This window comes from Roseicella aerolata (assembly GCF_020523605.1).
GTDB lineage: Bacteria > Pseudomonadota > Alphaproteobacteria > Acetobacterales > Acetobacteraceae > Paracraurococcus > Paracraurococcus aerolatus.
This window is the reverse complement of sequence record NZ_JAJAQI010000017.1, coordinates 1-21,827: the sequence shown is the minus strand read 5'-3', so window position 1 is coordinate 21,827 and position 21,827 is coordinate 1. Positions and strand designations below refer to the sequence as shown.

Genomic DNA, 21,827 nt, shown 5'->3' with positions numbered 1-21,827 from the left:
GCGTGCCCGGAATCCGCGCCTAGGCTGCCATGCTGCGACGCAAGGGAAGCCCGCCCATGGCCGATGAGATCCCCGTCCTCGACCTCGCCCCGCTGCTGCGCGGCGATCCCGGTGCCCTCGATGCGCTCGGGCCGCAGCTCCACCGGGCCTTCACCGAGATCGGCTTCTACTTCGTCCGCAACACCGGCGTGCCCGAGGCGCTGGTGGAGGCCGCCTTCGCCGCCGCGGCCCGCTTCCATGCGCAGCCGCTGGAGGCGAAGATGGCGATGCCCTTCAACAACCACAACCAGGGCTATCTCCCCTTCCGCGGCAACACCACGCGCATGAACGCGGTGGATGGCGTCAAGAAGCCGAACGCCAATGAAGCGGTGTTCTTCAAGCGGGAATTGCCGCCGGACCATCCGGACGTACTGGCCGGCAAGCGCTTCCGCGGCGTGAACCAGTGGCCGGCCGACCTGCCGGGCTTCCGGGAGGTCGCGCTGGACTATGCCCGCGCCCTGGAGACGCTCGGCAAGCGGCTGGTGCCGATCTATGCCGCGGCCCTCGGCCTGCCGCATGACTGGTTCGAGGACAAGTTCCGCGAGCCGATGTTCACCCTGCGGATGACCCACTACCCGCAGCAGGAGCCGACGGCGCCGGCCGATGAATGGGGCCTGGCGCCGCATGCCGATACCTCCTTCATGACCATCCTGGCGCAGAACAAGGTGCCGGGCCTGTCCATCCGCCTGCCGGACGGGCGCTGGATCGACGCCCCGGCGCTGGAGGGGCACTTCCTGGTCAATGGCGGCATGATGCTGCGGCGCTGGACCAACCACGTCTTCCTGGCGACACCGCACCGCGTCACCAACCGCTCGGGCCAGGAGCGCTATGCCATCCCCTTCTTCATGGACTGCTCCTACGACGCGGTCATGGCGCCGATCCCCACCTGCGTGACGCCGGACAACCCGCCGCGCTACCCCCCCTTCACCTATCTGGAGTTCATGACGGAGTATTCCGGGGCGAATTACGACCAGCGCGGCCGCTCGGCAGCCGGGGTGGAGTTGCAGGGGGCATAGCGGGGCGGCAGGCGGATCGCGCCACGCCCGCCCCGGCCTGACGATGTTGCGTCCGCCCCCTGGCCGGGCGGGCTTCCCGGCCGGGCGCGGCCGGTGCTTTCCTGGCGGCAACAAGACCGCCAGGGAGGAACCAGATGCGCCGCCGGACCCTCTTGCCCCTGCTCGCCGCCCTGCCGCTCGCGGCGCGGGCCCAGAATTTCGCCGAACGCCCGGTCATCCTCGTCACCGGCTACGCGCCCGGCGGCTCCACCGATATCGCCGCCCGGTTGCTGGCCGACCGCTTCGCCGCGCATCTCGGCGCCGGCACCCGGGTGGTGGTGGAGAACCGCCCCGGCGCGGCCGGCGCGGTCGCCAGCGAATGGCTGCGCCGCCAGCCGGCGGACGGCTTCACCATCATGGTGGCCGAGACCGGCTCCCACGCCATCGCCCCCAATGCCATCACCAACTGGAACCGCTACGACCCGGTGGCGGACTTCACCCATCTCGGCGTCATCGGCGCGCCGCCGCTGGTGCTGGTGGTGACCAACCGCTTCCCCGGAAGCAATGCGGCCGAGACGGTGGAGGCGCTGCGGCGCGCCCCGCCCGAGAGCATCACCTACGCCACCTCGGGGGTCGCCGGCGTGCTGCACCTGGCGGCCGAGATGCTGGGCCAGCATCTCGGCACCCGCTTCGTGCACGTGCCCTATCGCAGCGGCGCGCAGATGCTGCAGAGCATCCATACGGGGGAGGCGCAGTTCGGCATCGCCGCCCTCGCCTCGGCCAACGCCATGATGCGGGAAGGGCTGGTGCGCCCGGTCGCGGTCACCGGCCAGCGCCGCTTCCCGACCTGGCCGGACCTGCCGACCCTGGCCGAGAGCGGCGTGCCCGGCTTCGACTTCGACACCTGGTTCATCCTGGTCGGCCCGCCTGCCATGCCGCAGGCCACGGCGCAGGCGATCAACCGCGCCCTCGTCGCCTCCCTGCAGGAGGACCCGCTGCGCGACCGGCTCTTCGCCGCCGGCCATGACGCCTGGCGTGCCCCGAACGGCCTGCCGGAGGCGGAAGCCTTCATCCGGCGGGAGGTGGCGAAGTATCGCGAGGTCGTGGCCCGGACCGGCGTCCGGCTGGAGCCCTGACGAAACGGCGGCATGCCGCCGTCAAGAAACCGGCATGTTGTCAGGTGTAACGGGTCGGGCTGCGGATCGGCCTCGCCGGCCGCGGGTTTCGGGATGCTGCCGCCAGCGCCGCGTGGCGGCCGGGCCCGGTGGGCGCAAGGCGCCGCGCCGGGCCGGGGCCATGCGTCGGCGGCGGGAATTCCCGGATCACGCGCATCCAGCGGGGCTGTAAAGGGGCACAAACAACCGGTAGGTTCATGCCAGGGTGAAGGACCCCAGCAGGACCGCGCTGCCGCCGCACCGCATGACCCACCGGCCGCCCATGGCCGCCACAGGATGACCGGGATGCTTCCTGACCACCTGCCCCTGCGCCGTTCCCCCGCCGCGGCGCTCGGCCGCCGGGCGGCGTCGCTGCTGGGCCTGCTCTGCCTGCTGCTGGCCGGAGGCCCGCCGGCCGCCGCCGAGACCGCCCCGCCGATCGAGCTGAAGGTCGTCGGCGGCTTGGCCACCATCCGGCAATATGTGAGCTACGAGGCGCCCTTCTGGACCGACCGGGTGCCGGGCCTGACCAATGGCCGCGTCCGCGCCCAGATCGCCCCCTTCGACCGCAGCGGCATCCGTGGCCAGGAGATGCTCCAGCTCATGCGGCTGGGCGTGGTCTCCTTCGGCACCGTGCTGCTGGCCCTCGCCGCCGCCGACGAGCCGGAGCTGAACGCGGTCGACCTGCCCTTGCTGAACCCCGACCTGGCCACCCTGCGCGAGACGGAACGGCTCTGGCGCCCCCGGCTGGAGGAGCTGCTGCGCGAGCGCTACGGGGTGAAGCTGCTGGCGGTCTATACCTATCCGGCGCAGGTCATGTTCTGCCGCCAGGGCTTCGCCGGGCTGAACGACCTGGCCGGGCGTCGCATCCGCGTCTCCTCGGTCGGGCAGTCGGAGCTCATCACCGCGCTGGGCGCGACGCCGGTGGTCACCCCCTTCGCCGAGATCGTCCCCTCCATCCGGAACGGCGTCTTCGAATGCGCCATCACCGGCACGCTCTCCGGCAATGCCATCGGGCTGCATGAGGTCACCACCCATGTCGCCCGCACCGCCCTCACCTGGGGCGTCGCCATCTTCGGCGCGAACCAGCGGGCCTGGGACGCGCTGCCGGAGGAGGTGAGCACCGCCTTGCAGGGCGGGCTCGCCACCCTGCAGGAGGAGATCTGGCGCGGCGCGGCGGAGGAGACCGAGGACGGGCTGGCCTGCAATGCCGGCCGGCCGGACTGCGTGGCCGGCGGCCGCGGGCGGATGACGATCGTCGAGGACCGGCCGCAGGACATGGCGCGCCGCCAGCAATTGCTGACGGATGTCGTGCTGCCGGCCTGGGTGCAGCGCTGCGGCCCGGACTGCGCCGATACCTGGAACCGGATCCTGGGCAAGGCACGCGGCATCCCGGCGAGGGCGGAATAGCACATGCAGGTACGCCGCCTTCGCCTCGCCGTCGCGCTGTCCGGCGCGCTGGTCCTGCTGGCCATCCTGCTCGGCACCGCGCTGCTGCTGGACCGGCTGCGGGAGACGGCCGAAACCAACGCGACGCAGACGATCCAGCGCGTCGCCCGCATGGCCGAAAGCACGGTCAACCGGCATTTCCTGGCGATCGACGGCACGCTGGCCGGGCTTCCGGCCGTGCTCGGCCAGCTCGCCCGGGATGGCGGGGTGGAGCGGGCCGCGGCCACCCGGATGCTGCGGGACATCAATTTCCAGAACCTCAATTTCCGCGACCTGGTCATCCTGCAGCCGGATGGCCGGCCCTGGGCGAGTGCCCTCCCGGCCTCCCGCACGCGCCCCCCACCGGTCGAACCGGCCCGGCTGGACGAGGCGAAGCGGAGCGGCAGCGCCGTGGTCGGCGGCCCGGCCCGCAACCCCCTCACCGGCGAATGGACGCTCTTCGTCCTCCGCGCCATGGACCTGCCGGGCGCGCCCGACCTGGTCGCGGTGGCGGAGGTTCCGGTTCCCCTGGTCACCACCATGCTGGCGCCGGTGGGGGAGGCACCCGGGCTGCGCCTCTCGATCGAGCGGTCCGATGCCCAGTTGCTGGCCAGCCTGCCGCATGACGAAACCTGGATCGGCCAGCGGCTCAGCCGCAGCGCCACCAGCCTGCCTTTGGACGGCAGCGCCGTCGAGATCCCCGGGCGCCTTGCGCCGGTGACCGTCTTCGCCGCGGCGCGGCCCACGCTCTACCGCGACCTCTTCGTCGTCGCGAGCCTGGAGACGCAGGCCGCCCTCGCAGCCTTCCAGCAGGATCGCCGGCGCCTGATGTTCGTGGCGATCGGCAGCGCCCTCCTCATCGGGGCGCTCGGCCTCGCGCTCAATGCCGCGCTCCGCCAGCGCGAAAGGATCGAGGCGGAACGCACCGCCGCGCGCGAACTGCTGGAGAGCGCGATCGAGACCATGCCGGACGGCTTCGTCATGTTCGACGCCGAGGACCGGCTGGTCATCTGCAACCAGCGCTACCGCGACCTCTACGCGGTCAGTGCTCCCTTCATCGTCGCCGGCGCGCGCTTCGAGGACATCATCCGGGAAGGCGCGAAGCGCGGCCAGTACCCGCAGGCCGGGGAGGATATCGAGGCCTTCGTGGCGGCGATCACCGCCTGGCACCGGAACGACCAGCCCAGCATGGAACGGCTGCTGCCGGATGGCCGCTGGATCCTGGTGGCCGAGCGGCGGACGCCGACCGGCGGCACGGTGGGCATCCGCACCGACATCACGGCGCTGAAGCATGCCATGGCGGATCTCGCCCAGGCCCGCGACGCCGCCGCGGCGGCGACCGAGGCGAAATCGCGCTTCCTCGCCCGCATGAGCCATGAGCTGCGCACGCCGCTGAACGGGGTGCTCGGCCTCGCCCAGGCACTGGCGCGCGACCCGGCGCTGTCGGGCGAGCAGCGGAAGCGGGCGGAGACCCTGGAAGCCGCCGGGCGGCACCTGGTCGCCGTGGCGAATGACGTGCTCGACCTCGCCAAGGTCGAGGCCGGCCGGCTGGAGCTGCGCGCCACCGCCGCCGATTTTGCCGGGCTGCTGCGGGACTGCGCGATGCTGGTGCGCCCGGCCGCCGAGGAGAAGCGGGTGACGGTTGTCCTCGACCTGGCGGAGAACCTGCCCGCCGCGGCCGAGCTCGACCAGACCCGCCTCAGGCAGATGGTCCTCAACCTGCTGTCCAATGCGGTGAAGTTCACCCCGGTCGGCGGCCAGGTGGAGCTGGCGGCCTGGACGCTCGGGCCCATCGACGTCGAGGCGGTGCTGCCGGTCCGGATCGAGGTGCGCGATACCGGCCCGGGCGTGCCGGAGAACCAGCGGCGCGCCATCTTCGGCGATTTCGTGCAGCTCGACCGCGGGAAGGCGGGCGGCGCCGGCCTTGGCCTCGCCATCGCCGCCGGCATCGCGGAGCAGATGGGCGGCCGGATCGGGTGTGACGCCAATGACCGTTCGCCCGCCGGACAGGGCGCGGTCTTCTGGCTGGAACTGCCCTTGCGCCCGGTCGCCCCCGCGGCGGAGCCGGAGAAGGCCGCCCCGGGCATGCCGGCGCGGAAGGCGCTGCATGTGCTGGTCGCGGATGACGTTCCGGCCAACCTGGTCGTGGCCCGCGCGCTGCTGGAATCCGCCGGCCACAGCGCCCATTGCGTCGCGGACGGCGCGCTGGCGCTGGACGCCTTGGCCGAGCCGCCGGGGGGACGGCCCTTCGACGTGGTGCTGATGGATGTGATGATGCCCGGCATGGATGGGCTGGAGGCGACGCGCCGGATCCGCGCCCTGCCCGGCCCTGCCGCCCGCGTGCCGGTCCTGGCCGTGACCGCCAGCGCCTTCGCCGAGGACGTTGCCACCTGCCGGGAGGCGGGGATGGATGCCCATCTGGCCAAGCCGATCGAGCGCGAGGCCCTGATCGCGGCGCTGGCGCGGCTGACCGGCGATGCCCGGCCCGCGCCGGAGGCGCCGGAGGCGGCAGGCTTCGCGGACCTCCCGCTGCTGAGCCGCCCGCCCGGCGCGGCCCTGGTCGTGCCCGGCCTCGATCCCGAGGCCGCGCGCAGCCTGGCGGGCGAGTTCATCCGCGAGATGCGCGAGGCCGCCGACCAGCTCCGGGCCACCGCGCCGATGCCGGCGGATCACATGATCCCCTCCGCCCACCGGCTGGCCGGCGCGGCGGCCACGCTCGGGGCCACGCGGCTTGCCACGGCGGCGCGGCAGTTGCAGGGCGAGGCGCGACAGATGACACCGGAGGCGGCGCAGGCCCTCCGGGCCGCCGTGCTGGCCGTCGCCGCAGAGACGGTCGCGGCGCTGACGCCGGAGGGGAGCGCCGGGCCGGAGGGCGATACGGTGCGCGTCGCCGCCGCCTAAGCAGAAAACGGCGCCGCCAGGTTGAAGGCCGCGCCCTGGCCGGAGCCGCCGGCGCGGGGGAGGATGACGCGAGGATGCGCGGTGCCGTCAGCGGCGTGGTGCCGCCGGCCTTCCGCGCCACCTGCAACCGCCGCCGGGCGGCGTGCGGCGCCATCCGGAACCGCAGCCCCGGTGCCGCGCGCGGCCACACCATCCCGCAGCCCCCTTCCCCGCGCCCGCCGCCCCGGCCCGGGAGCGTGCCGGGGCGCGCGGGTCAGGCGGCGATCTCGCCGATCGCCGCCGCCAGCACCTCGAGCGCGGCGGCGAAATCCGCCATCGCCATGGCCTCCTCGGGGTTGTGGCTGCCATGCTCGTTGCGGATGAACAGCATGGCGCCGGGCACGCCGAGCCCGGCGAAGGTCAGGCAGTCATGCCCGGCGCCGGAGGCCATCGCCATGACCGGGACGCCCGCCGCCTCCGCCCCGCGCGCCAGCGCCGCACGCAGCCGCGCATCCATCGGCGCCGGCGGCACGGGCAGGGGCGGGCCGTAGTCGATCGTCACGCCGCGCTCGGCCTCGATCCGCGCCGCCTGGTCGCGCAGCAGCGCCTCGGCGGCCTGCAGCACCGCCGGGTCCTCGCTGCGGATATCGAGGCTGAAGGTGACCTGGCCGGGGATCCGGGTCGGGCCATGCATCGCCGGGTCGGTCCAGAACTCGCCCATGGTCAGCACCAGGTCGCGGCCGCCGGATTCCGCCACGCGCCAGAATTCCTCCAGCGCATGCGCGAGCGAGGCGACCGCCAGCACCGCATCCCGCCGCCCCTGCCGCGGCACCGCGCCGGCATGCGCCCAGGCTCCCGTGGCCTTGCAGGCGCGGTAGCGCAGGCTGCCGCGGATGCCGGTGACGATGGCGGCGGGCAGCCCGGCCTCGACCAGCGCCGGCCCCTGCTCGATATGCGGCTCGATGAAGGCGTGGACGAAGCGCGGGTCGAGCGAGGCGCGGCCCTGGCGGATGAAGTCCGGGTCGAACCCCTCCTCCGCCATGTGCTCGGCCAGCGTGCGGCCGCTATCCGTCCGGCGCAGCGTGTCCGGCGCATCCGGCGGCAGCAGGCCGAAGGCGGCGCGGCTGCCGAGATAGGGCATGGGGAACCAGCACATCTCCTCCGCCCGGATGCCGAGGATGACGAGGTCCCGCGGCAGCACCGGCCCTGCCCTGCGCAGGCGCGCCGCGAGGGCAAGGCCCATCACCACGCCCGCCGCGCCGTCGTAATTGCCGCCATGCGGCACCGCATCGAGATGCGAGCCGATGACGACCGGCGGCAGTTCGCGATTCATGCCAGGCAGCGTCATGGAGAGCGTGCCGATCGGATCGGTCTCGACCTCCAGCCCGATCTCCTCCGCCGCGGCGCGGGCGATGGCATGCGCGGCACGCTCGCCCGGGCCGTAGCTGGCGCGGCTGACGCCGGGCGGGTCGAGCGAGGCCTCGCGCAGCGCCGCGAACATCAGCTCCGCCATCCGCACCGCCGAATCCGCCTGCATCCCGGCCCCCTCGCGCTGTCGGCCGCCCTTGTGGCGCGCGGGGCGATCGGCTGCAATGCGGCGCGGGATCACGACGCGCCGGAGACATCGCCATGCCAGAATTCGACCTCGTCATCCGCAACGGCACCGTTGCGACCGCGAGCGACGTGTTCGGGAGCGATGTGGGGATCACGGGCGGCCAGGTGGTGGCGCTGGGCCGCGGCCTGGGCGCCGGGGCGAAGGAGATCGACGCGACGGGCCGGCTGGTGCTGCCCGGCGGCATCGACAGCCACACCCATATCGAGGAGCCGCGCGGCGGCCCCACGGTGAATGCGGACAGTTTCGCCTCCGGCAGCGCCTCGGCCGCCGTCGGCGGCACCACCACGGTGATAGGCTTCGCGCGGCAAGAGCGCGGCGGATCGATCGCCCAGGGTGTCGCCGAGCATCTGGAGCGCGCGCGGCACAGCCGCATCGACTACGGCTTCCACCTGATCCTGACCGATCCGCGGCCGGAGATCCTGGAGGAGGAACTGCCGCGGCTGGTGGAGCAGGGTCACCGCAGCTTCAAGATCTTCCTGACCTATGCCGGCGCGCGGATCACCGACGACCAGGCGCTGGAGGTGCTGGCGGCGGCGCGGCGCCTCGGCGCCCTCACCTGCATCCATGCCGAGCACCATGAGCTGATCGAGTTCCACACCAGGGCGCTGCTGAAGGCCGGGCTGACGGCGCCGAAGCACCATGCCTGGGCCAAGCCGATGGTGGTGGAGCGCGAATGCGTCCACCGCGTCTGCGCCATGGCCGAGGCGCTGGACGTGCCGATCCAGGTCTTCCATGTCAGCGGCGGCGAGAGCGCGGAGGAGATCGAGCGGGCGCAGCGCCGCGGCCTGAAGGTCTGGGCCGAGACCTGCACGCAATACCTGGTGCTGACCGCGGAGGACCTCGACCGCCCGGGCTTCGAGGGCGCGAAATATGTCTGCAGCCCGGCGCCGCGCAGCAGGGCGGACCAGGCCGCGCTGTGGGAGATGATCCGGCGCGGCGTCATCGGCAACATCACCTCCGACCACGCGCCGACGCGTTATGCCGGGCCGGACGGCAAATCCGCCTTCGGCGAGGACGCGCCCTTCACCCGCATCCCGAACGGCGTGCCGGGCCTGGCCGTGCGCATGCCGGTCCTGTTCTCGGAAGGCGTGGTGAAGGGGCGGATCGACCTGCCGACCTTCGTCTCCATCACCGCGACGCATGCGGCGAAGCTGTTCGGGCTGCATCCGCGGAAGGGCACCATCGCGGTCGGCAGCGACGCCGATATCGCCATCTGGGACCCGGCGAAGCGCGTGACGATCACCCAGGCGGTGGTGCAGGACGCCAATGACCACACGCCCTATGAGGGTTTCGAGGTCACGGGCTGGCCGGAGACCACGCTGGTGCGCGGCGTGCCGGTGGTGGAAGGCGGGCGCGTGGTCGGCGCGCCCGGCCATGGGCGGTTCCTGCCGCGCGGGCCCTACGAGATGATCAAGCCGCGCGGCATCTTCCCCGGCCCCTTCAACCCGGTGGACGGCGTGCCGGCCTGAATGCCGGCCGCCGCCCGGCGCCTTGGCTGTCGAGCGGGCCGATTCAGACCTCCGGGCCTGGAGGCCCTCCGGTCATCGGACCGCCCTGTATCCTGGCGGCCGGTTCACGGCTTGGGGCGGCGCCCCGCGCCGACCGGGCGCCTCAGCGGATGGCGATGGGGTTGATGATCGCCTGCACGGCGCCCTTGTAGCGCGGCTGGCCGAGCACGAACATGAACTCGGCCACGCCGTCGCGGACGAGCGGCGCGGTGTCCAGCGTCTCGAGGATATGGATCCCGTGCTGCGCCAGCAGCACCTGGTGGCCCTGCCAGAGCAGGTTCGGGTCCTTGAAGGGCACCGCCTCCACGCCCCAGGTATCGGCGCCGACCGCGCAGGGCTGGAGGGAGGCGAGGAACTCCGCGCCCGCGCCGTCGATCCCCGGCTCCTCATCGCCGAAGCGCTTCGGATTCTCCCCGAGCATGGACAGCCAGCCGGTGTGCAGCACCACGACATCGCCCGGCGTCACGCGGACATTCTGCTGCTGCATCGCCTGGCGCAGCTCGTCCGCCGTCACCAGCTCCCCGCCATCCAGCCGCGGCTTGTTCCTGAACTTCGCCAGGTCCACCAGCACGCCACGCGTCACCATGGGCGGCACGCCCTCCACCCCTAGCTTGGTGACGCCGGTGGTGCGGACGAAGTCGGCCGCCTTGTTGCCGTTATAGAAGGTGTAGTCGATGCCGAGATGGGCGAAGGTGTCGATTTGCGTGCCGACACCGAGCCAGCCGCTGATCATGTCGTCCACATAGGACATCTTGTTGCTGCCGAAGGTCTGCCCGCCCTCCTGCCCCGGCATGAGGACGGTGACGCCGACGCTGCGCGGCGGGAAGGCCGGCGTGCTGCGATCGACGACGATGCCGAGCGGGTAGGCGCGGCCCTGCGTCACCAGGCGGGAGGCCTCCTGCACCTTCTGCGGCGTCACCAGATTCATGTTGCCGATCGTGTCGTTCGGCCCGAAGCGGGACGGCCGGACGGGGCCCGCCGCGGCGGCCGCGGCGGGGGCGGCGCCCTGGGCCTGCACCGGCGTGGCGCGGAAGCCGGAGCCGAGCGCGGCGCAGCCGCCGCACAGGCCCCATAATGCACTGCGGCGCGACATGAGTCGGTTCATTGGCGTGTTCCTCCCGGATGCGCGGCAAGGCCAGGCGCAGGCGGAATGGTCGCTGAAACGACTCACTTGTCAACATTGTATACAGTCACGCCGCAGGACGGCGCCGGCCCGCCATGGGCCGGGCCGCAACGGACTTCGCCGGCGGCCCGGCCGGAGCGCCCCGGCCGCTAGATGGACGCCATCCGCCGCAGCCCGACCAGCCGGTCGCAGAGGATCAGCACCAGCACGGTCAGCCCGATCAGTCCGGTGCTGACCGCGGCCAGCGTCGGGTCCGGGCTGATCTCCAGGTAGTTCAGCAGCTGGATGGGCAGCGTCTTGGTCCGCACATCCACCAGGAACATCGAGACGGGGTAGTTGTCGAAGCTGGCGATGAAGGCAAACAGCGCGCCGGAGACGAAGCCCGGCAGGATGTTCGGCACCAGCACCCGCCAGAGCGCGACGGGATAGCTGCACCCGAGCGTCCGCGCCGCATCCACCATGGCGAAGTCGAACATGGCGAGGCTGCCCAGCACCGTGCGCATGACGAAGGGCATGGTGATGACGACATGCGCCAGCAGCAGGGACCACCAGGCATCGCGCAGGCCCACCTCCCGCATCGCCTGCAGGAAGGCGATGCCGAGCACCAGGCCCGGCAGCATGAGCGGCGAGACCATGAAGGTGGTGATCGCGGCCGCCCCCGGCACCGCGCCGCGCACCAAGGCGATGGCGCAGAGCGTGCCGAGCAGCAGGGAAAGGCCGGTCGCCAGCGCCGCGATCTGCGCCGAGAGCCAGAGGGCGCCGAGCAGCCCGTCCACATTGCGGATCTTCTGGTACCACTGGAGGGAGAAACCCTCCGGCGGGAAGCGGAAGACCGTCGCCTCGGTGAAGGAGACGGGGATCACCACCAGGATCGGCAGCAGCAGGAAGAGGATGACGATGATCAGCGCCGTCCAGGCGATGCCGAGGCCCAGGCGCTCCATCACCGCCCTCCCCCCAGCCGCCGCTGCAGCAGCGAGGCGCCGACCACCACGAAGGCCGCGACCGCCAGCAGCACGGCCGCCATGGCGGCGCCGAGCTGCCAGTCCCGCAGGTTCAGGAAGGCCTTCGCCATCACCATGGACATGGTCATGTAGCGGTCGCCCATGAGCAGCGAGGGCGTGACATAGGCCGCGACCGCGAGGGAGAAGACCAGCGAGACACCGGCGACCACGCCGGGCAGCGAGAGCGGCAAGGTCACGCGGGTGAAGCGGAACCAGGGCGAGGCGCCGAGGGTCGCCGCCGCATCCGGCAGGCGCGGGTCCATCATCCGCACCACCGAGTAGATCGGCAGCACCATGAAGGGCAGGAAGACATTGATCATGCCGGCATAGAGCGCGCCCTCGGTGAAGATCATGCGGACGGGACGCTCGATCAGGCCGAGGTTGAGCATCAGCCAGTTCAGGATGCCGTCGCGCCGCAGCACGATGCCCCAGCCGAAGGACTTGACGATGATGGAGACGGTGAGCGGCAGGAAGACCAGCGCGAAGAGCAGCACCTGCCAGCCGCCCCGCGCCCGCGCCAGGGCGAAGGCCGCGGGATAGCCGAGCAGCAGCGCGCCCGATGTGGTGACCAGGCCGAGTTGGAGCGAGGCGAGGATGACGCCGCGGTAGTACTCATCCCCCAGCACCCGCCAGTAGCCGGCAAGGGTGAAGCCCTCCCCGCCGCGGATGGAGGACCAGAGGAGCAGGGCCAGCGGCAGCAGGAAGACAACGAAGAGAAAGGCGATGCCCGGCAGGGCCAGCAGCCCCAGCGGGTCCATCCGCCGGCGCGGCGCGGGCAGGGCCGGCGCCTCGATCGCGGTCGCGCTCATGCGGCCGGGAACAGCATGGTGTCCTCCTCCCGGAAACTCAGGGTCACGGGGCTGCCGGGGCCGATGCCCTCCGGCAGGCGCGCCAGCTCCACCACGCCGCGGTCCTCCCCCTCCTCCGGCAGGTCGAGATGGAGCTGGGTGCGGGAGCCGAGGAAGGAGACCTCCCGCACCCGCGCCTCGATCCGGTTCAACCCCTCGGCGGGCGAGGCGGCGCCGGGCGTCACCGCCTCCGGCCGCACCGCCACCACCACCCGGCTGCCCGGCGCGAAAGCCCCAGGCGCCCGCACCGGGCCGAGCGCCGTCTCCACCGAAACGAGGCCGCCGCCGCCCGCGCTCACCCGCCCGGCCAGCCGCGTGGACTGGCCGACGAAATCGAGCACGTAGAGGGAGGCCGGGCGGCCATAGAGCGTCGCCGGATCGGCCAACTGCTCGATCCGCCCGGCATTCATCACCGCGATGCGGTCGGAGACGACCAGCGCCTCCTCCTGGTCATGCGTCACGAAAATCGCGGTGATCCCGACTTCCCGCAGCAGGTGCTTCAGCTCCACCTGCATCGTCTCCCGCAGCTTGCGATCGAGCGCCGAGAAGGGCTCGTCCAGCAGGAGGAGCGAGGGGCGGACCACCAGGGCCCGCGCCACCGCCACGCGCTGCTGCTGCCCGCCCGACAGCGCCGTGACGGGCTTGCCCGCATGCTCGCTCATCCGCACCAGCGCCAGGGCTTCCGCGATGCGCGGCGCCGCCTCGGCCGGGCGGATGCCCTGGGCGCGCAGGCCGAAGCCGATATTCTCGGCGACCGTCAGATGGGGGAAGAGCGCGTAGTTCTGGAACACCACGCCCACATTCCGCTTGTGCGCCGGCAGCGTGGTGATGTCCCGGCCCGCCACCGTGATGCGGCCGCTATCCGGCCGCAGCAGCCCGGCGATGCAGCGCAGCAGCGTCGTCTTGCCGCAGCCCGAGGGGCCGAGGAGCGAGACGAACTCGCCCTTCGCCACCGCGATCGAGAGATCGTCCAGCACGGTCGCGGCGCCGAAGCGCTTGGCAGCGCCGGCGACCGTCAGGTGCCCTGCCTGCCGCAGGGCGGCCATCCCTGTCACCGCGCGCTGATCTCCCGCTCGAAGCGCTCGATCCAACGACTGCGGTTGTCGGCGAAGTATTCCCAGTCCAGCACCACCAGCTCCGGCAGGTTCAGCCCGGCCGGCGCCACCGCCTTGGTGTTGGTGGGCTTGGAGAAGAAGGTGCCGGCGACCAGCGCCTGGGTCTCGGGGTCCAGCAGCTCGTTGATGAATTTCATGCCCAGTTCGGGGTTCGGCCCGCCCTTCACCAGGGCGACGCCGGCCGGCATGGCGACCGTGCCCTCCTTCGGGAAGGCGAGGTCCACGGGCGCGCGCTGGCTCTTGCGGAATAGCGTCGTGCGGCTGTCCGGCGAGAGATAGAGGTCCACCTCGCCGCTTTCGTGCAGCTGCTGCGCCTGGGGCGGATTTGTCGTGATCTGGAGAATATTGGGCTTCAGCTCGCGCAACTTCGAGAAACCCTCATCGGCCAGCTTCAGGCATTCCGCCAGCGGCTTGCCGGTGGCGAGCTGCGTCGCCGCCAGCAGCGGCACCACCGCCTGGGTGATGCGCATGGAGATCAGGATGACCTTGTCGCGGTACTTGCGGTCCCAGACCTCGGCATAGCTCTGCGGCGCCGCCTTCACGTTCTGGGTCTGGTAGCTGATGGAAGCGGCCGGGAAGCACCAGTTCGCCCACATCAAATCCCGTGGCTTCGCCTCCGCCCGGATATCCGCCAGGTTCGGGATGGCCTTGCCCCGCAGCGGCTCCAGCAGCCCCTCCCGCTCGCCGAGGATGAGGACGGGGTCGTCCATCATCGTCACCGTCATGGTGGGGCGGGCGCGGTTGCTGCGGATCTTCTCGAGGTTGATCAGGCTGTTCGTGCCCTCGAACAGGATCTTGAAGCCGTGCTTCTTCTCGATGCGCGGGAAGAGGATGTCGGTGAGCCCCGGGGAGGCCGGGCCGCCCACGAAGATCTCCGGCGTCTGGGCGCGCAGGATGGCGGGCGTGGCGAGCAGGGCGGCGCCGCCCAGCAGGGCGCGCCGCGTCGGGCGGATCAGCATCGGCTCGTCTCCGTGTGACAGGTCGGTCGGGACCCGCCCAGCAAGGACCGTGCCTCGGCACCCGCGGCGCGGGCACGGCCTCCCGGCCGGCGCCCCGCCCGGAATGCGGTCGCATCGCCCAGATCTTGTGCAAGGAGACTGGCGCCCCCTGCCCGCGCCTCCGGCGCGGGCCTTGGCCGCTCCCCCGCCCGGCAGCAGCGCCGCCGGCCCGGCGAGGATCGCCGCATTCACCGGCACGGACGGGAACGGCAGATGGTTGGAACGATGGCCCGCCGGGATTTTCCGCCTCCCAGTCCCGAATTTTCTCATTTGGCCCCTGATCTACGGCGCCGAAGGGTGATATCGCAGTCCCATGTCGGACGCCGCCCGCAGCCTTCCCCGCCGTGCCCCCCGCCCGGAGCCGGATCTCCACGGGACCGAGCCCCTGCCGGCCCATGGCCGGATCTATGACAGCGTGCTGGACATCGTCGGCTCCACGCCGCTGGTGCGGCTGAACCGGCTGAAGGCGGCGGATGGGCTGGCGGCCGACCTCGCCATCAAGCTCGAATTCTTCAACCCGCTTGGCTCGGTGAAGGATCGCATCGGCCTGGCCATGGTGGAGGCCGCGGAGCGGGAGGGGCTGATCGCCCCCGGCCGCTCGACACTGGTGGAGCCGACCTCCGGCAATACCGGCATCGCCCTCGCCTTCGTCGCCGCCGCCAAGGGCTACCGGCTGATCGTCGTCATGCCGGACGGCGCCAGCATCGAACGGCGCAAGATGATCCGCCTGATGGGCGGCGAGGTGGAACTCACCCCCGCCCGCCGCGGCATGGCCGGCGCCATCGCGCGGGCCGAGGCGATCGTGGCGGCAACCCCCGGCGCCTGGATGCCGAAGCAGTTCGACAACCCGGCCAACCCCGAGATCCATGCCGGCACCACGGCGGAGGAGATCTGGGCCGATACCGCCGGCGAGGTGGATGTGGTGATCGGCGGCGTCGGCACGGGCGGGACGCTCACCGGCATCGCCCGCGCCCTGAAGCCGCGCAAGCCGGGCCTCCGCGTCATCGGGGTGGAGCCGGCCGAGAGCGCCGTGCTCTCCGGCGACGAGCCGGGGCCGCACGGCATCCAGGGCATCGGCGCCGGCTTCAAGCCGGCGGTGCTGGACCTCGACCGGCTCGACGCGGTGCTGCGGGTCAGCGAGCGGGACGCCATCGCCGCCGCCCGGCGCTGCGCCCAGATGGAAGGGCTGCCGGTCGGCATCTCCTCCGGCGCCATGCTGCACGCGGCGCTGCAGGTGGCGCGGGAGCCGGGGCTGCAAGGGGGGCTGGTGGTCGGGATCGCGCCCTCCTTCGCGGAACGGTACCTGTCCACGGAGCTCTTCGCGGGGCTCTGAAAAAATGAGTGCCGGGGGAGGTATCCCCGTTGAACCCCTCCGGCGTTCAGCCCCCATCTGTTTCCCCGAGCCCGGTGCCGGGACAACGGCACCACCTCGGCCTGCCATCACCAGGAGGACGCGCCATGCCGCATGACGGCCACCACAGCCACGACGCCCCGCCCGACGGGTGGAAGCATACCGGCGTGCGGGTGATCCCGGGCGACCAGCTCGACACCAACACCGCCCAGACCCCGGGCATGAACCGCGCCGCCGCCATCAACGCAGCGCGGGTCGGCGCCCAGAAGATCTGGGCCGGCACGGTCCATATCCACCCGAATGCCAAGACCGGCGCCCACCACCATGGGGAGCTGGAAAGCGTCATCTACATCGTGTCGGGCCGCGCCCGCATGCGCTGGGGCGAGAAGCTGGAATTCGTCGCCGAGGCCGGCCCGGGCGACTTCATCTTCGTCCCGCCCTTCGTCCCGCACCAGGAGATCAATGCGTCCACGGACGAGACGCTGCGCTGCGTCCTCGTCCGCTCGGACAACGAGGCGGTGGTGGTCAATCTCGACATCGAGCCGGTGGAGAAGCCCGAAGAGGTGCTGTGGATTGACCCGATCCACAGGAATGGCGGGGTTTGACACCAACCCGCGTAAATGCTGACGCATTTATGCGTCCTCAGTCGCCGGCGCCGCTCTGCGGCTTGGCTACGCGCCACTTGGCGCGGCGCCCATCCGGGCGCTCAGCCGCCTGCGGCGGCTGCAGGTCAGGATTTATGCGGGCGGGTATGACACCGAGCGGCATGGTTTCTGGCTTGCAGCCGCCATCGGCGGCTGAGGCCCCGCAGTGGCCCGCACCGGGCGGCGCGCAGGCAAGCCATCGAAGGCAGTGCCGGCGCCCGCGGCCGGGGACGGGCCTCGGCATGTCTGCGGGACAGCACGGCGCCGGCCATCCGGGGCAGGCAAAGAATGGCCGGGATCCGTGGACCCCGGCCAAGGTGGGGAGGATACGTCCAACAGGCTGCCGCCTGCCCGGTCCGCTGCCCCATGAGGTGGCAGGGTGCCCGCGCGCGGCGCCAGCATGCCTTCAATCCACGCGGGCACCCGCGAGTTTCACGATCCCTGGCCAGCGCGGCACATCCTCGGCCAGGCGTGTCGCCAGAGCCTCAGGCGGGCCGGACACCGGCTCGAAGCCCTGCCCCGCCAGTTGCGAGACGACCTCCGGCAGCGCCAGAATCCGCGCGGTTTCGGCATTCAGCCGCCGCAGGATCGTGGCCTCCGTCCCGGCCGGCGCCAGCAGCCCCTGCCAGGACGTCACCTCGAAGCCCGCAAGGCCGCTCTCGGCCACCGTCGGCACCGCCGGCAGCGCCGGCGCCCGCGCCGTGGCGCTGACCGCGATGGCCCGGATGCGGCCGGCGCGCACATGCTCTGTCGCGGCCGGCAGGGTCAGGAAGACCGCGTCGATATGGCCGGCCATCAGGTCCGCCAGCGCGGGGCCGCCGCCCTTGTAGGGCACATGCGTCCACTCCGCGCCGGCATGCGCCTTCAGCAGCTCCGCCGCGAGATGCCCGATGCTGCCATTGCCGGGCGATCCCAGCGTGATCGGCTGCCGCCGCGTCAGGTCCAGGAACTCCGCCAGGCCGGCCGCGGGCAGGCCAGGGCGCACCACCAGCAACTGCGCCGTCCGCACCGTCTGGATGACAGGCGCGAAGTCGCGCAGCGGGTCGTAGCCGACCTTCGGGAAGAGCGCCGGGTTGATCGCCAGGCTGTCCCAGCCGACCAGCAGCGTATGCCCATCCGGCCTGGCGCGCGCCACCATCTCGAAGGCGATATTGCCGCCGGCGCCGGGATGGTTCTCCACCACCACCGGCTGGCCCAGCGCCTCCTGCAGGTGCCGCGCGATCAGCCGCGCCAGCGGGTCGATGCTGCCGCCCGGAGAGACTGGGACGATCAGCCGGACCGGCCGGTCCGGCCAGATCTGGGCCCGGGCCGCGGGGGCGAGCGCGAGGGCCGCGCCGGCGCCGAGCAGCGCCCGGCGGCGCAGGGCCTCAGACATGGCCATGCAGGGCGAAGATGGCGGCCGAGCTGGCCTCCGCGGGGGGCGGCGCCTCCGCCGGGCCCAGCGCGGCCATCAGCGCCGCGGCAGCGGCCAGGGTCAGCACCAGCGCGGATTCCACCGGCAGCGCCGGTACCGGCAGAGCCGCGAGCAGCAGGGACGGCGTCATGGGATGTCCTTTCAGCCCTGGCGCAGCAGGGCGAGCAGCGCGCGGCCGGCGACCGGCCCGCCATTCGGCAGGGGCGCCCGCGCCGTCAGCACGGTCTCCGCCATGCGCCGGGCGGCAGCGGCGCTGTCGAAGAAGGCGCCGTCGAGATTGGCGAGGCGCGGGTCGGCGGCGGTGAAGCGCAGGCGGCCGGCCTGGGGAACGGCGGTCCCGACCAGGGTGTCGGACAGGGCAACGGGCAGGGAGGCGGACACGGGGCGTCCTCCGCCGGCGCGGGGCCGGCATGGCGTGAAGGTCGATGTCAGGGGTTCGCGGCGCCGGGCCGCGCGGGCGCTCAGCGCGGACAGGTGGTCCGACACCCGCCCGGCAGGGAGCGGGAACGGAGCGGGTCGGCGACCAGACGCCAGGACATCGCAACAGCCTCCGTCAGCGGGACGGCACGGCCAAGGGGGCCGCCGCCTCGCCAACGGTAAATCACACTTCGAAAGCGTATGTCAATCTATTCGACGAAAATACACCGGGCTTAAGCGTGATTCTCCGCGCCGGGCGCGCCCATCGCGGCCAGGATGGCGTTCACCATCGGCTTCATGTGGAAGCTCTCCTCCGGCATCACCGCCACCCGGGCGCCCGTCGCCTCCAGCGCCTGGCCAACCACCGGGCCGACCGCGGCAATGCGGGTGCGCCCCAGCGCCTGACGCAGCCGCTCCGGCGCGGCAAGCGCGCTCAGCCGCCGCACCTGCGGCGTCGCGGTGAAGATGGCGAGGTCCACGCGCCCCGCCGCCATCTCCTCCAGCATCGCCAGCACCCGCGCGTCGTCCTCCTTCGTGGCATAGGCATAGGGGAGCACCGGATCCGGCTCCGCCCCCGCGCCGCGCAGGAAATCCAGCAGCGCGTGGTTCGGGTTGTCCGGATAGAGCTGCACGCCGACCCGCCTTCCACGCAAATCCTGCGTGGATAGCGTGGCGATGACGCCGGCGGTGGTCGGCTCGGCGGCCGAGAGGTCGGCCGAGAGCCCCACCGTGCGCAGCCGGGCCTGCGGCTTCGGGCCGCGGACGATGCGGCGGGTGCCGCGCAGAGCGGCGAGGAAGTCCGGCTCGATCCCGGCGCGCTGGGCCACGCCCAGCAGGCGGGAGAGCCCCTCCCCCGTCAGCAGGATCAGGTCATCGGGCGGCGCGGCGATGAAGCGGCGCAGCCAGGCCTCGGCCGGGGCGGGGTCGGGCAGGTCGATGATGGCGACCAGCGGGCAGCGCAGCGCCTCGGCGCCGTGGCGCTCCAGCATCCGCGCCAGCACCTCCAGCTCCCGCGTCTCGGGCACCATCACCCGCCGGCCGGCCAGGGATCCGCTCATGCCGCCTTGTCCCTCGTCACCTGTGTCGCGCGCCGCGGCGCCCGCCGCCGCGGCAGCGGCACCGGCTCGCCCTGCCGGAACACCACCGTGCTGCCGGGTTCCATCACCGTCCAGGCCTCGTCCCGCGTCAGCGGCCGGGTCGCCACCACGGTGACGACGTCCTGCGGCGTGGTCTCCTGCTCGAAATTCACCGTCAGGTCCTCATCCACCAGCGTCGCCGGGCCGAAGGGCGCGCGCCGGGTCAGCCAGGCAAGCTTCGTGCTGCAATGGCAGAACAGGCTGCGCCCGTCGGACAGCAGCATGTTGAAGACGCCGAGCGCCGAGAGCCGCCGCGCCAGTTCCGCCACCGCCGCCGCCAGTTCCCGGTCCGAGGGCGGCTTGGCGAAACGGGTGCGCAGCGCATCCATCAGCCAGCAGAAGGCGTGCTCGCTATCCGTGCTGCCGATGGGACAGTAGGCGCCGAGGCGCCAGCGCTTCACGCCCTTGAGCTGGCCGTTATGCGCGAAGGACCAGGGGCGGCCCCAGAGCTCCCGCTGGAAGGGGTGGGTGTTCTCCAGCGCGATCCGGCCGCGATTGGCGCGGCGGATATGGCAGATGACGATGCGGCTCTTGATGGGGTGGCGGCGGACGAAATGCGCCACCTCGGACTGGGCGGAGGGGCGGGGGTCGTGGAAGGCGCGGCAGCCCTTGTCCTCATAGAAGGTGATGCCCCAGCCATCGGCATGCGGCCCGGTCTGCCCGCCCCGCCGCATCAGCCCGGCGAAGCTGAAGCAGATATCCGTGGGCACATTCGCGCTCATGCCGAGGAGTTCGCACATGCCGGCCACCCTAGAGCAGATCGCGGGAGGGCGTGAACGACCGGCGGCCGCCCTCCGCGCGAAACGCGGCGGGCGCCGGCGGCGTGGCGCGCCGCCCTGGACGCGATCCGCCCCGCCCCCGGCCCGGGCACCCCGGAGGCGGGCCGGGCCCGCGGCTTCGGGGGCGGCGCCGGGCGGTTTCGGACAAAGCCCCCCGGGGGGATTGTGGCGGGATGGCGGCGGCCGGGGCGGGCCGGGCGTGGCTCATGGCTCGGCCCAGCGGCGGTGCCAGGGCTTGCCGGCATAGAAGCGGAGGAGGCGGAGCCAGCCGCGCATCTCCCGCAAGGGCAGCGCCAGCGGCGCATCGCGATGGGCGCGGAGAAGGCGGGCCATCTCACCCTCCACCTGGGCGAACCAGTAGGGGCGGGTGAGGTAGATGGGCAGCACCGGCATGGCGCTGAGCAGCCCGAGTTTCTCCGCCATCACGGCCGCATCCATGCCGAGGACGCGCATGGCGCGGCGGGCGGCGCGGACGATGAAATGCTCGATCCGCCGCAGCGGCGCGGGGGCGGCGGGGTCCGCGCAGGCGCCGACCAGGCGCATCCAGAGGCCCATGCGGGCGAGGCGGCGGAAATGGCGGCTGACCGTGTCCGGCTTGCCGTAATCCGCCGGCAGCGCGTGCCAGGGCTGGCCGGTGGCGGCGATGCGGAACATGGCATCGATGCGCTGTCGGGCATCGGCCAGGGGGCGGCCCTGGCCCATGACGACGGTGCGGAGATGGGGGAGGATGGCGGCCCATTCCGCATCGGTCAGCGGGGCCCAGGGGCGCTTCGGGGTGTAGCGGCGGTGGGAGGGCGGGGCGGGCATGGGGGGCGCTCCGGGGTGGCGGGCGGAGCGGGGAGGATATAGGAATATTTTCCAGAAATCTAGCAAAATGCGCATCTTGGTAGCGGTCAACGCCCTGCATATAGATCTCCGGGCGTGCCGGTTGTCGAAGCATTCTAGGTTTGCTGCGTCCGTTAGGGCGGATCCAATGGGCACGTCCGTTGGACGTGCACTACTAGCCCGTCTTATTCACGACAGAGCCAGCATTGCCCTGAAAGACGTGCAACTTCAGTAAGTTATAGCACATCGGCGAATTGTGGCGGTTGTCCCGCGCTTCTGGCCGCCAAAGCCCTGAGCAAGCTGCGTCTGCGAGGGTTCGCCAGGGGGCTTGGTGAATAAGACGGGCTAGCTGCCCCAAAAGCTCCTCTGCGAATGGTGAGCGCAAAGCGCGCAGTTGCATCTTGTCCGATCCTGAGCACGTGAAGGTTCGGTCAGGAGCTAGTGGAGCGAGTCTAACGCTTGGTGCCCACGCCTCGCGGCGGCGATGACGTGGTCCGGGTGCTTGGTCCATCGGAAGGGGCGCGGGTCGGCGTTGGCCTCCGCGACGAAGCGGTTGA

Annotated in this window: 19 protein-coding genes; 7 read left to right on the top strand and 12 right to left on the bottom strand. The window is 72.2% G+C overall.

Annotation, left to right across the window (positions count from 1 at the left end):
- Positions 1 to 56: 56 nt before the first annotated feature.
- The 4 genes from LHA35_RS12640 to LHA35_RS28635 all read left to right on the top strand — a co-directional run bounded on the left by LHA35_RS12640 (position 57) and on the right by LHA35_RS28635 (position 6,517).
- Positions 57 to 1,055 (top strand): isopenicillin N synthase family dioxygenase, encoded by a 999-nt coding sequence (locus LHA35_RS12640; protein WP_226608632.1) that lies wholly within the window; start codon positions 57 to 59, stop codon positions 1,053 to 1,055.
- Positions 1,056 to 1,189: 134 nt separating this feature from the next.
- Positions 1,190 to 2,170 (top strand): Bug family tripartite tricarboxylate transporter substrate binding protein, encoded by a 981-nt coding sequence (locus LHA35_RS12635; protein WP_226608631.1) that lies wholly within the window; start codon positions 1,190 to 1,192, stop codon positions 2,168 to 2,170.
- Between the two features lie 324 nt (positions 2,171 to 2,494).
- Complete coding sequence (locus tag LHA35_RS12630) at positions 2,495 to 3,598, top strand: TRAP transporter substrate-binding protein (protein ID WP_226608630.1); 1,104 nt, start codon at positions 2,495 to 2,497, stop codon at positions 3,596 to 3,598.
- A 3-nt stretch (positions 3,599 to 3,601) separates the two neighbouring features.
- The gene (locus LHA35_RS28635) at positions 3,602 to 6,517 is read left to right on the top strand and encodes a PAS-domain containing protein (protein ID WP_264185505.1); all 2,916 of its coding nucleotides are present in this window, start codon (positions 3,602 to 3,604) and stop codon (positions 6,515 to 6,517) included.
- A gap of 253 nt (positions 6,518 to 6,770) precedes the next feature.
- On the opposite strand, the gene LHA35_RS12615 is transcribed toward LHA35_RS28635, so the two are convergent.
- Entirely contained in the window at positions 6,771 to 8,033 is a 1,263-nt protein-coding gene (locus LHA35_RS12615) for a hydantoinase/carbamoylase family amidase (protein WP_226608629.1), read from the bottom strand.
- Positions 8,034 to 8,125: 92 nt separating this feature from the next.
- On the opposite strand from LHA35_RS12615, the gene hydA reads away from it, so the two are divergent.
- Positions 8,126 to 9,580 carry a dihydropyrimidinase gene (gene hydA, locus LHA35_RS12610; protein WP_226608628.1) on the top strand — a complete coding sequence of 485 codons (1,455 nt, stop codon included), beginning with the start codon at positions 8,126 to 8,128 and terminating at the stop codon, positions 9,578 to 9,580.
- A 142-nt stretch (positions 9,581 to 9,722) separates the two neighbouring features.
- Here the strand turns inward: hydA and LHA35_RS12605 are convergent, their stop codons facing one another.
- The 5 genes from LHA35_RS12605 to LHA35_RS12585 form a co-directional block, all read right to left on the bottom strand.
- A complete protein-coding gene (locus LHA35_RS12605; protein WP_226608627.1) occupies positions 9,723 to 10,724 on the bottom strand; it encodes a cyclase family protein in 1,002 nt (333 codons plus the stop codon).
- A gap of 167 nt (positions 10,725 to 10,891) precedes the next feature.
- The gene (locus LHA35_RS12600) at positions 10,892 to 11,683 is read right to left on the bottom strand and encodes an ABC transporter permease (protein ID WP_226608626.1); all 792 of its coding nucleotides are present in this window, start codon (positions 11,681 to 11,683) and stop codon (positions 10,892 to 10,894) included.
- Entirely contained in the window at positions 11,683 to 12,552 is an 870-nt protein-coding gene (locus LHA35_RS12595) for an ABC transporter permease (protein ID WP_226608625.1), read from the bottom strand. The genes LHA35_RS12600 and LHA35_RS12595 overlap by 1 nt, the downstream gene beginning before the upstream one ends.
- The gene (locus LHA35_RS12590; protein WP_226608717.1) at positions 12,549 to 13,637 is read right to left on the bottom strand and encodes an ABC transporter ATP-binding protein; all 1,089 of its coding nucleotides are present in this window, start codon (positions 13,635 to 13,637) and stop codon (positions 12,549 to 12,551) included. The genes LHA35_RS12595 and LHA35_RS12590 overlap by 4 nt, the downstream gene beginning before the upstream one ends.
- Positions 13,638 to 13,642: 5 nt before the next feature.
- Positions 13,643 to 14,665, bottom strand: coding sequence for an extracellular solute-binding protein (locus tag LHA35_RS12585; RefSeq protein ID WP_226608624.1), 1,023 nt, complete (start codon positions 14,663 to 14,665; stop codon positions 13,643 to 13,645).
- A gap of 352 nt (positions 14,666 to 15,017) precedes the next feature.
- Here LHA35_RS12585 and cysK point away from each other — a divergent pair, with 352 nt between their 5' ends.
- Complete coding sequence (cysK, locus tag LHA35_RS12580) at positions 15,018 to 16,037, top strand: cysteine synthase A (protein WP_226608623.1); 1,020 nt, start codon at positions 15,018 to 15,020, stop codon at positions 16,035 to 16,037.
- A gap of 125 nt (positions 16,038 to 16,162) precedes the next feature.
- Positions 16,163 to 16,660 (top strand): cupin domain-containing protein, encoded by a 498-nt coding sequence (locus LHA35_RS12575; protein WP_226608622.1) that lies wholly within the window; start codon positions 16,163 to 16,165, stop codon positions 16,658 to 16,660.
- A 445-nt stretch (positions 16,661 to 17,105) separates the two neighbouring features.
- Here the strand turns inward: LHA35_RS12575 and LHA35_RS12570 are convergent, their stop codons facing one another.
- The 6 genes from LHA35_RS12570 to LHA35_RS12545 all read right to left on the bottom strand — a co-directional run bounded on the left by LHA35_RS12570 (position 17,106) and on the right by LHA35_RS12545 (position 21,252).
- Complete coding sequence (locus LHA35_RS12570) at positions 17,106 to 18,074, bottom strand: tripartite tricarboxylate transporter substrate binding protein (RefSeq protein ID WP_226608621.1); 969 nt, start codon at positions 18,072 to 18,074, stop codon at positions 17,106 to 17,108.
- Positions 18,067 to 18,243: a hypothetical protein gene (locus tag LHA35_RS12565; protein WP_226608620.1), complete on the bottom strand. Its 177-nt coding sequence runs from the start codon at positions 18,241 to 18,243 to the stop codon at positions 18,067 to 18,069. Before LHA35_RS12565 ends, LHA35_RS12570 begins: the two co-directional genes overlap by 8 nt.
- Positions 18,244 to 18,254: 11 nt before the next feature.
- Positions 18,255 to 18,494 (bottom strand): hypothetical protein, encoded by a 240-nt coding sequence (locus LHA35_RS12560; protein ID WP_226608619.1) that lies wholly within the window; start codon positions 18,492 to 18,494, stop codon positions 18,255 to 18,257.
- A gap of 269 nt (positions 18,495 to 18,763) precedes the next feature.
- Positions 18,764 to 19,588, bottom strand: coding sequence for a uroporphyrinogen-III synthase (locus LHA35_RS12555; RefSeq protein ID WP_226608618.1), 825 nt, complete (start codon positions 19,586 to 19,588; stop codon positions 18,764 to 18,766).
- Positions 19,585 to 20,406, bottom strand: a complete 822-nt coding sequence (locus LHA35_RS12550; RefSeq protein ID WP_226608617.1) for a class II glutamine amidotransferase — start codon at positions 20,404 to 20,406, stop codon at positions 19,585 to 19,587. The genes LHA35_RS12555 and LHA35_RS12550 overlap by 4 nt, the downstream gene beginning before the upstream one ends.
- A 243-nt stretch (positions 20,407 to 20,649) precedes the next feature.
- Positions 20,650 to 21,252 carry a transposase gene (locus LHA35_RS12545; protein ID WP_226608616.1) on the bottom strand — a complete coding sequence of 201 codons (603 nt, stop codon included), beginning with the start codon at positions 21,250 to 21,252 and terminating at the stop codon, positions 20,650 to 20,652.
- Positions 21,253 to 21,827 lie beyond the last annotated feature (575 nt).

What these genes read in the sequence shown, in the direction of transcription:
- LHA35_RS12640 (WP_226608632.1), top strand. Translation starts at nt 57, where the DNA reads ATGGCCGATGAGATCCCCGTCCTCGACCTCGCCCCGCTGCTGCGCGGC.
- LHA35_RS12635 (WP_226608631.1), top strand. Translation starts at nt 1,190, where the DNA reads ATGCGCCGCCGGACCCTCTTGCCCCTGCTCGCCGCCCTGCCGCTCGCG.
- LHA35_RS12630 (WP_226608630.1), top strand. Translation starts at nt 2,495, where the DNA reads ATGCTTCCTGACCACCTGCCCCTGCGCCGTTCCCCCGCCGCGGCGCTC.
- LHA35_RS28635 (WP_264185505.1), top strand. Translation starts at nt 3,602, where the DNA reads ATGCAGGTACGCCGCCTTCGCCTCGCCGTCGCGCTGTCCGGCGCGCTG.
- LHA35_RS12615 (WP_226608629.1), bottom strand. Translation starts at nt 8,033, where the DNA reads ATGCAGGCGGATTCGGCGGTGCGGATGGCGGAGCTGATGTTCGCGGCG.
- hydA (WP_226608628.1), top strand. Translation starts at nt 8,126, where the DNA reads ATGCCAGAATTCGACCTCGTCATCCGCAACGGCACCGTTGCGACCGCG.
- LHA35_RS12605 (WP_226608627.1), bottom strand. Translation starts at nt 10,724, where the DNA reads ATGAACCGACTCATGTCGCGCCGCAGTGCATTATGGGGCCTGTGCGGC.
- LHA35_RS12600 (WP_226608626.1), bottom strand. Translation starts at nt 11,683, where the DNA reads ATGGAGCGCCTGGGCCTCGGCATCGCCTGGACGGCGCTGATCATCGTC.
- LHA35_RS12595 (WP_226608625.1), bottom strand. Translation starts at nt 12,552, where the DNA reads ATGAGCGCGACCGCGATCGAGGCGCCGGCCCTGCCCGCGCCGCGCCGG.
- LHA35_RS12590 (WP_226608717.1), bottom strand. Translation starts at nt 13,637, where the DNA reads ATGGCCGCCCTGCGGCAGGCAGGGCACCTGACGGTCGCCGGCGCTGCC.
- LHA35_RS12585 (WP_226608624.1), bottom strand. Translation starts at nt 14,665, where the DNA reads ATGCTGATCCGCCCGACGCGGCGCGCCCTGCTGGGCGGCGCCGCCCTG.
- cysK (WP_226608623.1), top strand. Translation starts at nt 15,018, where the DNA reads ATGTCGGACGCCGCCCGCAGCCTTCCCCGCCGTGCCCCCCGCCCGGAG.
- LHA35_RS12575 (WP_226608622.1), top strand. Translation starts at nt 16,163, where the DNA reads ATGCCGCATGACGGCCACCACAGCCACGACGCCCCGCCCGACGGGTGG.
- LHA35_RS12570 (WP_226608621.1), bottom strand. Translation starts at nt 18,074, where the DNA reads ATGTCTGAGGCCCTGCGCCGCCGGGCGCTGCTCGGCGCCGGCGCGGCC.
- LHA35_RS12565 (WP_226608620.1), bottom strand. Translation starts at nt 18,243, where the DNA reads ATGACGCCGTCCCTGCTGCTCGCGGCTCTGCCGGTACCGGCGCTGCCG.
- LHA35_RS12555 (WP_226608618.1), bottom strand. Translation starts at nt 19,588, where the DNA reads ATGAGCGGATCCCTGGCCGGCCGGCGGGTGATGGTGCCCGAGACGCGG.
- LHA35_RS12550 (WP_226608617.1), bottom strand. Translation starts at nt 20,406, where the DNA reads ATGTGCGAACTCCTCGGCATGAGCGCGAATGTGCCCACGGATATCTGC.
- LHA35_RS12545 (WP_226608616.1), bottom strand. Translation starts at nt 21,252, where the DNA reads ATGCCCGCCCCGCCCTCCCACCGCCGCTACACCCCGAAGCGCCCCTGG.